Annotated in this window: 6 protein-coding genes, 1 pseudogene and 1 CRISPR repeat array (1 of these 8 only partly in view); all 7 genes and pseudogenes read left to right on the top strand. The window is 55.1% G+C overall.

All coding sequences use genetic code 11. The features are described from left to right. Positions 1 to 108 (top strand): annotated as a pseudogene (locus tag VPK24_RS04605) (IS5/IS1182 family transposase); the annotation flags it as partial. Positions 109 to 128: 20 nt separating this feature from the next. After that, complete coding sequence (locus VPK24_RS04600) at positions 129 to 809, top strand: hypothetical protein (protein WP_393010932.1); 681 nt, start codon at positions 129 to 131, stop codon at positions 807 to 809. A 38-nt stretch (positions 810 to 847) separates the two neighbouring features. Next, positions 848 to 1,453 (top strand): hypothetical protein, encoded by a 606-nt coding sequence (locus VPK24_RS04595; protein ID WP_190529143.1) that lies wholly within the window; start codon positions 848 to 850, stop codon positions 1,451 to 1,453. A 20-nt stretch (positions 1,454 to 1,473) separates the two neighbouring features. Continuing rightward, positions 1,474 to 2,724, top strand: coding sequence for a hypothetical protein (locus VPK24_RS04590; RefSeq protein WP_190529141.1), 1,251 nt, complete (start codon positions 1,474 to 1,476; stop codon positions 2,722 to 2,724). A gap of 43 nt (positions 2,725 to 2,767) precedes the next feature. Next, positions 2,768 to 3,040 (top strand): CRISPR-associated protein Csx18, encoded by a 273-nt coding sequence (gene csx18 / locus VPK24_RS04585; protein WP_393010931.1) that lies wholly within the window; start codon positions 2,768 to 2,770, stop codon positions 3,038 to 3,040. A gap of 20 nt (positions 3,041 to 3,060) precedes the next feature. After that, positions 3,061 to 4,050, top strand: coding sequence for a CRISPR-associated endonuclease Cas1 (gene cas1 / locus VPK24_RS04580; protein ID WP_393010930.1), 990 nt, complete (start codon positions 3,061 to 3,063; stop codon positions 4,048 to 4,050). Between the two features lie 12 nt (positions 4,051 to 4,062). Next, positions 4,063 to 4,338, top strand: a complete 276-nt coding sequence (gene cas2 / locus VPK24_RS04575; RefSeq protein ID WP_393010929.1) for a CRISPR-associated endonuclease Cas2 — start codon at positions 4,063 to 4,065, stop codon at positions 4,336 to 4,338. Positions 4,339 to 4,535: 197 nt separating this feature from the next. Continuing rightward, positions 4,536 to 9,805: a CRISPR direct-repeat array (repeat unit 36 nt; unit sequence GGCCCCACTCGCTGGGGCACCCACTTGATTGGAAAC); it runs 685 nt beyond the window's last position.

The raw sequence follows: 9,805 nt of genomic DNA, 5'->3' as shown, positions 1-9,805 counted from the left end.
CGATTTCGGATCTTCTCAGGACGCTATCGCAATCGTCGTCGCCGTTTTGGCTTGAGGCTTCATCTGCTGGCCGGGTTGCTCAACTACCAGGCAACACATCCAATTTGATTCGTGCAAGAGGTCTAATCATGGCGGATAACACACTTCTCAACTTGGCGAAACAGGGTAAACCAGGAGCGATCGCGGCGATGCTGAATCGATCGTTCCAAAAAGAGGGCTGGACTTGCAAGGGCCGCACCAATGGCAACGAACTGAAGCTGACCTTTGAGGGCGAAAATCCACCCCAACTTGAGCAAATTCGCGATCGCCTGATGCGCGGTCTAAAAATGATTCAGCCAGAGGGTATCGAAGTCCTGAACCTTGAAGCCAGAAAAACTGGTCAACTTCGACCTGTATGGAATGAAATTTTTTATCTAAGTAATACCGAAAATAGTGAAGATCGATTTAAGTTTTTGAACCACGAAGTTGCACAACCTAGTGGACGAAATGACCTGGTTTATGATCAAAATTTTGCGATCAGAACGGCTGAAAGACTGCATGGAAAAGCACAATCAATCATTATTGTTTTCTGTATTGTTGGTGCATTTTTTGGATTCTCTGTTGGTTTTGGATTAGGGGCTGTAATTGGTGGAATTGTGGGTGCTTTTCTCTTTGGTGCTTTGTGTGGTTTTGTGGGCTGGTTTATAGGGCAATTCATTGGCATATCATTAAGTTTATCTATTGCAGGACAAGCTCAGTTGCTCTATGCTCAAATTCAGACGGAGATTAATACGAGGAAATTTAGAAATGAAAATGCTACTGAATCGTAACTATTTTGCGCATCGCCTAGAATTGGCGAATTAATCTCATGCCCTATAGTAGCTTCTCAATTGCCCAAATTAAAGCAGCATTTAGCCTTGAAATTCACGATCGCTCTCATCTTTTTCGCGATCGGGAGCCTCATCCACCTTCAGAAATCTTGAAAACCCTGCTCGAAGAAAATGCCGCGCTTGCTGCCACCCTCAGTACCGAAAAGGCACGATCTGAGTTGATTATTGCACCTGTTTTGCTGGAAGTTCGCCGCCTCAAAAACTACCAAATTGGCTTTTTTTCGGGTGTGAACTTTGCCGTAGAGCCAGAATTAGATCTAGTCGGAGAATGCGATTTCATTTTGACTGCCGAACCGGAAGCTTCAATCATCACTGCGCCAATTGTGACCTTGGTAGAAGCCAAAAACGACAACATGCGATCGGGCTTGGGTCAGTGTATTGCCCAAATGCTTGGTGCTTGGCGATTTAATCAGCAGGAAGGTTCTCCTCAATCAACAGTTTATGGGGCAGTGTCTACGGGAACAGTTTGGCGATTTTTGCAACTTCAAGAAACCCAAGTTTTGATTGATTTGGATGAATATTACTTGCCTCAAATCGATCAAATTCTAGGAATTTTGCTGAGTTTTTTGGAACTAAAAATCTAATTTTTGGAGCATACCTAATCATGAGTAGTGTTGTTTTGTCGTTTGTGGGCAATCAAGATCCGTTTGCAGCCACCGAAACGGAAGGATCAATTATTAGCCTCCTGCGATTTTTATTAAACCAAGGAACAACGATCAAGAAAGTGGTGTTGCTGCACACAGAAGGTACAGCGAAAAATGCTCAAGACACCCAAGAACACATGGAGTCAGAGTCGCAATTATCTGGCTTGGTGGTGGAACTGATTCCCACCAGTTGGGAATTGTCGAAAGATCCCACTGATTTGTGGCTGGCGGCGCAAGAAGCAAAGCGCGGTTTGGAGTGGGTGCAATCGCAGTTGGAACCGGGCGATCGGGTAGATTTCAACGCATCGTCGGGAACGCCAGCCATGAAGTCGGCTTTCAGTTTGTTGCAGGCGGCAGGCTACGCCAGCAATAGCCAAATTTGGCAAGTTCGTAACCCGAAGGAGATGAAACCAGGCCAAGATCGGGTTTTTCCAACCAATGTTCTGGCGTTGCGGCAGGAGTTTGATCGCAAACGCATTGAACAACAAATTGCGGACTACAACTACAGTGGTGCTTGGTTGGAATTAACAGCCAGCCAGTTAGCAACAGATCGCCTCAAGGGCTTGTTGGAATATGCCCGTTGTCGCAAGGCATTTGACTTCAACGGAGCCAGTGACGCGATTCAAGAGCTTGCGGGAGCTATTGATGATCGCTGGGCTAAAGACATTGCCAAGTTGCGATCGGGACACAAGCCCACAGTTTTGGCGGAAGCCTATTTCAATGCAGTTTTATCGCTGCACAATCGTGACTATTTCACCGTTTTTACGCGGGTGTTTGGCATCCAAGAAAATGTGCTGAAATACGCGATCGGGCAGTTGGCTGAGTTTCCTAAAGATGAGGCCGATACCGATCGATTTTGGCAAGAGGTCAAGGCCCTCAAATCGGGTGAAGTCTATCGCGCCCTAGAGAAGGCAGCCCCCAAAAATCGTGCTGTCCGCACCAGCTACTTTCCAAATCGCCTGACCATGCGGCTGATTTTAGATTGTGATCCTGACTCGAAAGAGCTACTGGGAGATTTAGACAAAATCGAAAAACTCTGCGCCGATCGCAACCAAATGGTGCATGAGTTTAAGGGCATTTCCCGCATGGAAAATCCCGAAGAGGTGTTGAATCAACTGCGGCGCATTTTGAAGGGAATTGTCACGGTTTCGCTGACGGATAATCCGTTCGATCGCCTGAATGCCGAAATTCGATCGGCTTTGACTAGCTAGTTTTGAACCTTTAGACCTTGCCCGCTGATCCTCCCTCAGTCCTATGTACTTTGCCCCTGGAACGCTCCCCAAACGCCGCCAAGCGATCGCCCTCACCAACAGCAGCCTGACCCTGATTATTTTGCTGATTGCCCCTTTGGGGTTAGCCGCTGTCTTGGTCAACACGCTGCTCGTGGGTTTAGCGAGCTACTACACTTGCACGATCGCCGATCGCCTTTGGGGCCGACAACTAACTCGCTCGCTGGATGCCAACCCTGATCCCCTAGCCGAGCTAGAACGACTGTCTGATCGCCCCGGCCCGCTCGATCGCCCCTAGCGCCATATGCCTCGTCCCCCATGCGATCGCTCTATCTGTCCCAGCAAGGGAGTCGCGTCACCGTCCGCGCCGATCGCCTGACTGTGCAGCAGGGCGACGAACCCGCCCAAATGATCGCCCTGCCGCTGCTGGATCAAATTCTGGTGTTTGGCAATGTGCAGCTCACCACCCAAGTGCTGCGGGCCTGTTTGGTGCGGGATGTGCCGGTGGTCTACCTGTCGCGCATGGGCTACTGTCACGGTCGCCTCACGGCTATCCATCGCGGCTACCGGGCCCTGGCGCGTCACCAAGCGGATCTCAGTTTTGGCGATCGCCTATTGGTGGCCCGGGCGATCGTGGCCAACAAGCTGCACAACTCCCGGATTTTGCTGCAGCGCTATCGCCAACGGGGCCACGACTTGGGCCCAGATCTCGATCAATTCCGCCACCTAGGCGATCGGGCCCGCCAGGCCACTAGCCTTGATGCACTGTTTGGTTTGGAAGGGGCGGGGGCTGCGGCTTACTTTGGGGCGTGGCGATCGATTCTGGCGGACTCAGGCCTGGGCTTTCGCGATCGCAACCGGCGACCGCCCCAAGACCCAATCAACGCCTTCCTCAGTTTTGGCTACCAGGTGTTGTGGAACCATCTGTTGGTGTTGGTGGAGCTTCAGGGACTCGATCCCTACGCTGGTTGTTTGCACGAACCGTCCGATCGCCACCCGGCTTTGGTGTCGGACTTGCTGGAGGAATTTCGGGCACCGTTGGTGGATGCGGTGGTGTTGGGGCTGGTGAATCGGGGTCAGGTCGATCGCACTCAGCACACGGAACAGCGGGATGGGGGCTGTTTTCTGAATGAAGCGGGTCGCAAGTTGTATCTGCAAGCGTTTATCGATCGCATGGAAGGGGCGATCGACCAAGACGAGGGCGGTTCGATTCCCCGGTGGGAGCTACTGAGTCGGCAAGTGCGCGCCTACAAGCAATTTGTCTATCAGCCGGTCTACACCTACCAGCCCTATCGCCTGCGAACCTAAGCGGCTGAACCTGTGTTTTATGTGGTTGCTTACGACAGTCCAAATCAGAAGCGGCGCAGCAAAATTGCGGCGACCTTGGAGGGCTATGGCCAGCGGGTGCAATACAGCGTGTTTGAGTGCTATCTCTCTCCGAGTCACTATGCCCAACTGCGGCGGCGGCTTCGCAAGTGGTTTAACCCGAAGGAGGATTCGATTCGGTTTTATCCCTTATCGAGTCAAATGCTGGCCCAGGTGGAGGTTTGGGGCGGGCGGCCCCTGTCTTCGCCGCCGGGATCGGTCATTTTGTAACGCAATGTATCGGAAATCTACAACCTGGGGCGATCGGCTGGAACCCACATTCTGTCGTGGAGGTTGTGGATCGGTTGTGGGGCAAGGGTTTTGGGGTTTTTCCACAGATGAAATGTTTGGGTTTTGTCCGGGTCTGAGGGGGGTTGTAGATCTAGCCACTTGTAACCCTTATGCAGCAAGGGTTAGTTTAGGGGGGAGGCCCCACTCGCTGGGGCACCCACTTGATTGGAAACTAACCTGGGAACAGGTTGAATTTAAAGACAGTACCGCTGTAGGCCCCACTCGCTGGGGCACCCACTTGATTGGAAACGGGGCGGAAATACATCCGCATGTCGCTCGGTGGCCTAGGCCCCACTCGCTGGGGCACCCACTTGATTGGAAACATTTGGAACGATTGCCAGAACGGTTATTGGTGTTAGTGGGGCCCCACTCGCTGGGGCACCCACTTGATTGGAAACTGGCAGTTACAGTTAGAAGAATTTGAATTGCCAGGCCCCACTCGCTGGGGCACCCACTTGATTGGAAACCAACGATCAAGGCCAATTTCCAAGGTAGTGAAGAGATGGCCCCACTCGCTGGGGCACCCACTTGATTGGAAACTGGAGCACCAAGGAAGTCGCCCGCGTCAATAATCTCGTTCAAAGGCCCCACTCGCTGGGGCACCCACTTGATTGGAAACTTCCCGGGTGGGTGAGCACCCCAAGGCCTTGGTGAATGGCCCCACTCGCTGGGGCACCCACTTGATTGGAAACAGCCTTTTGTCAGCTCCTAGCCTTTGTTCTTTCATTCCTTCAAGGCCCCACTCGCTGGGGCACCCACTTGATTGGAAACCGATGGGTTTTTGGGACGATCGCCGCCTATGGACTCGGCCCCACTCGCTGGGGCACCCACTTGATTGGAAACCGCCGACAGTCGATCGCAAACACCCCGCGCGTTTGCAGGCCCCACTCGCTGGGGCACCCACTTGATTGGAAACCTTTGATTGACCTCCAGGGCAAGAAGGGAGGTACGGTTAAGGCCCCACTCGCTGGGGCACCCACTTGATTGGAAACATCGGGATAGCCAGCCAAACATTTGAATTGAATTGCTTGCCATGGCCCCACTCGCTGGGGCACCCACTTGATTGGAAACTTTCCCGAGCTGACGCAACCGTGCCCGAGGCATTCGACAAGGCCCCACTCGCTGGGGCACCCACTTGATTGGAAACTCAATCCTGGTTAGGTTGACCTTTGTGAGATGCAAGGCCCCACTCGCTGGGGCACCCACTTGATTGGAAACCCGACAACAAGTTAACCAACCGCTGGCGGGCGGTGTTTGCCAAGGCCCCACTCGCTGGGGCACCCACTTGATTGGAAACATCAGTATCGTGATCGCCCGTCCGGATCAAATCAGGCCCCACTCGCTGGGGCACCCACTTGATTGGAAACTGCAAATCACCGCGATATCCGTAGAGCTTTGATTTGGCCCCACTCGCTGGGGCACCCACTTGATTGGAAACGTTAGCTCAATAGATTCGCTAGAAAAGTCTTGCAATCCCAGGCCCCACTCGCTGGGGCACCCACTTGATTGGAAACGTCGCCTGTGTTGAAGCTGGAATATAACCGCTCCTGTCGGCCCCACTCGCTGGGGCACCCACTTGATTGGAAACACTGATCAAGCACTGCCAACCGTTTTTGTTCAACAGGGCCCCACTCGCTGGGGCACCCACTTGATTGGAAACAACCGTTGCTTCCGCTTGACGGGCCTGTTGAGCCAGGGGGGGCCCCACTCGCTGGGGCACCCACTTGATTGGAAACCTGGGTAACCCAGCGCACCCTAGCGACCCTTGTAATGGCCCCACTCGCTGGGGCACCCACTTGATTGGAAACGGACGGGCAAAGTCATTGATCGCCTTGAAGAGATCGCCGGCCCCACTCGCTGGGGCACCCACTTGATTGGAAACGTCTCAAAACTTCTATTTCAGCCAAACACGTCCATACGGGCCCCACTCGCTGGGGCACCCACTTGATTGGAAACTTGATTGCTTATTCTTCAGTCACTACGGCTTTCTTTCGGGTGGCCCCACTCGCTGGGGCACCCACTTGATTGGAAACTTGAGATCAGCCCTACAAGGGGATAGCGCGAGTAGGTCAGGCCCCACTCGCTGGGGCACCCACTTGATTGGAAACTGCGATACCAGTCGTAATCGTCGTCTCCGGGTTCCAAAGGCCCCACTCGCTGGGGCACCCACTTGATTGGAAACCCAGCGCCATGGCCACCAAACGGGCGATCGCCCTAGAGCGCCAGGCCCCACTCGCTGGGGCACCCACTTGATTGGAAACGGCATCGTTAATTTGCGGGCGGCGGTCTTTCCTGGGGCCCCACTCGCTGGGGCACCCACTTGATTGGAAACCCATCTTTACCGGGGGAACCGTCCTTGCCATCAGCCGGCCCCACTCGCTGGGGCACCCACTTGATTGGAAACGGAACGTGCGGGGTTCGTACCCGGTCTTGCGACCGGCCCCACTCGCTGGGGCACCCACTTGATTGGAAACGATAGTGCTGTTGCTTGAACGAGCCGTCTTCGTTGAGGCCCCACTCGCTGGGGCACCCACTTGATTGGAAACACAGCGCTCTCGCCCGGGTCGGAGGCTGCGGCGATGGAGGCCCCACTCGCTGGGGCACCCACTTGATTGGAAACCTTTTTGGAGATTGAAAAATGCAACTGGTTCGTGAGGCCCCACTCGCTGGGGCACCCACTTGATTGGAAACTCGGTTGATCGCCCAATCAGTTTGCAATTCGAGCGAGGCCCCACTCGCTGGGGCACCCACTTGATTGGAAACCAGCAAGCGCCCGTCTTCGGAGATCCACCCACCCTTGATCAGGGCCCCACTCGCTGGGGCACCCACTTGATTGGAAACCAACCCCATTCAGCAAATAGCTTTTCAGCATGATTCTTCTCGGCCCCACTCGCTGGGGCACCCACTTGATTGGAAACCCAGAATGGCTAGGCGGCGCGACAACAAGCCGCTGCGATGGCCCCACTCGCTGGGGCACCCACTTGATTGGAAACTGGCTGATTCGATATCCTGTTGAGCCTTGGCCACCTTGGCCCCACTCGCTGGGGCACCCACTTGATTGGAAACCCGGTTCCAGTAGTCGGCCTCGAACCGATCGACCCGGCCCCACTCGCTGGGGCACCCACTTGATTGGAAACTTCAATTTCGGCAAAATCGCCCGTGTAGGCGGCTGGACGGGGCCCCACTCGCTGGGGCACCCACTTGATTGGAAACTCCCGTAACAAACTGGTTACCACTGAATTGTTCAATGGCCCCACTCGCTGGGGCACCCACTTGATTGGAAACTCCGCTAGCTGTTGATGACCTGCTAGGACAGTGTGGCCCCACTCGCTGGGGCACCCACTTGATTGGAAACTGGGCTAGAGTCTTGTCGAGATCAAAAAGATCTTCGCTGGCCCCACTCGCTGGGGCACCCACTTGATTGGAAACTTGAGTCTCCAAATCTACCCATCTTTGACTGTTTAAGGCAGGCCCCACTCGCTGGGGCACCCACTTGATTGGAAACCTAAAAGAGCATTATCACCAGCCCTTAAGTAGACAGAAGGCCCCACTCGCTGGGGCACCCACTTGATTGGAAACTTGAGCGCTAGGAATTGAGTTTTGCCAGACACAAGCAATTGAGGCCCCACTCGCTGGGGCACCCACTTGATTGGAAACTGTTACTTCGACACTGGGATCGAGGCGTAAGTTAGGCAGGGGGCCCCACTCGCTGGGGCACCCACTTGATTGGAAACAAATTTTCCGCCGCCCGCCGCCGAAAATTTGCAAGGCCCCACTCGCTGGGGCACCCACTTGATTGGAAACATTGGCGGCTCAACTGTTGGCGGCCCAAAAAGAGCCGGCCCCACTCGCTGGGGCACCCACTTGATTGGAAACTGTGGCAATCTTTCATGGTGCTAGTGGTAGCGGTAAAAGTGGCCCCACTCGCTGGGGCACCCACTTGATTGGAAACCGTCCCGTCATCGCACTGCACAACGCAATACTTAAGGCCCCACTCGCTGGGGCACCCACTTGATTGGAAACAGTTTGACGGCGAAATCCGCAAGGCGGGGGTGCTGTCTGGGGCCCCACTCGCTGGGGCACCCACTTGATTGGAAACGTCCAGCGTGATCGCCCTGCTGACCTGGTATCTGGGCCCCACTCGCTGGGGCACCCACTTGATTGGAAACTTGAATGTGCCCGTTGGCCCATTGCGGTGCTTGGAAGGCCCCACTCGCTGGGGCACCCACTTGATTGGAAACAGCGCGTCGATCGCGTCCGAATTTTCGGGCAGCGGGGGGCCCCACTCGCTGGGGCACCCACTTGATTGGAAACACCACCTTTTGGGGCCTAAACTGCGAACCCCCAATCGGAGGCCCCACTCGCTGGGGCACCCACTTGATTGGAAACCCCGACAGGTTTTTGATCGACATACTGGGATGCCGAGGCCCCACTCGCTGGGGCACCCACTTGATTGGAAACCTGCCTATTTACACCAACTAAGCCAACTAATTAACCCTGGCCCCACTCGCTGGGGCACCCACTTGATTGGAAACGCGAACAACCAGCCACAGAAGAGCAGGCTCCACCGGGCCCCACTCGCTGGGGCACCCACTTGATTGGAAACATCCGCTCGATTGACTACTACTTGCCACCGCTGTCAGCCGGCCCCACTCGCTGGGGCACCCACTTGATTGGAAACGCCGTTTGCACCACCCTCAATCAGCTCATTAGCCGCAAGGCCCCACTCGCTGGGGCACCCACTTGATTGGAAACCTGCTTTGCACACCGGGGGGCGGCTCCCGAAGTGGCTGCTTGGCCCCACTCGCTGGGGCACCCACTTGATTGGAAACCGAATCAAGCTGATCACCAATCCACCGCCGCCAGCGCTGGGCCCCACTCGCTGGGGCACCCACTTGATTGGAAACTGGCTGATCAGCAGTTCGGGGGAAACCGAGCTGGCGGCCCCACTCGCTGGGGCACCCACTTGATTGGAAACCTACCGTCACCCCCCGGCGCGTTGCCGGTAGCTCTTGGCCCCACTCGCTGGGGCACCCACTTGATTGGAAACCTTCCAGTCTTGCTGCAACTCCAGAACCTCAACAGCCCAATCGGGCCCCACTCGCTGGGGCACCCACTTGATTGGAAACCACGAGCCAGAGATGCCAAGCAGTGGAAGTGCCATCAGGCCCCACTCGCTGGGGCACCCACTTGATTGGAAACTTGATTTTCATAGAAAAGACTCAGGCAGGAAATGCAAGGCCCCACTCGCTGGGGCACCCACTTGATTGGAAACCCAGAGAAGCATCTAGCGAAAATAGGCAATCAAAGGAACGGCCCCACTCGCTGGGGCACCCACTTGATTGGAAACCTCCCTTCTTGCTTTTGCGCCAGCAATATCGACGAGGGCCCCACTCGCTGGGGCACC

This window comes from Limnothrix redekei LRLZ20PSL1 (assembly GCF_043235035.1).
GTDB lineage: Bacteria > Cyanobacteriota > Cyanobacteriia > CACIAM-69d > CACIAM-69d > CACIAM-69d.
Note: the sequence above shows the minus strand (reverse complement) of the source record. Positions and strands in the feature narration are given on the sequence as shown.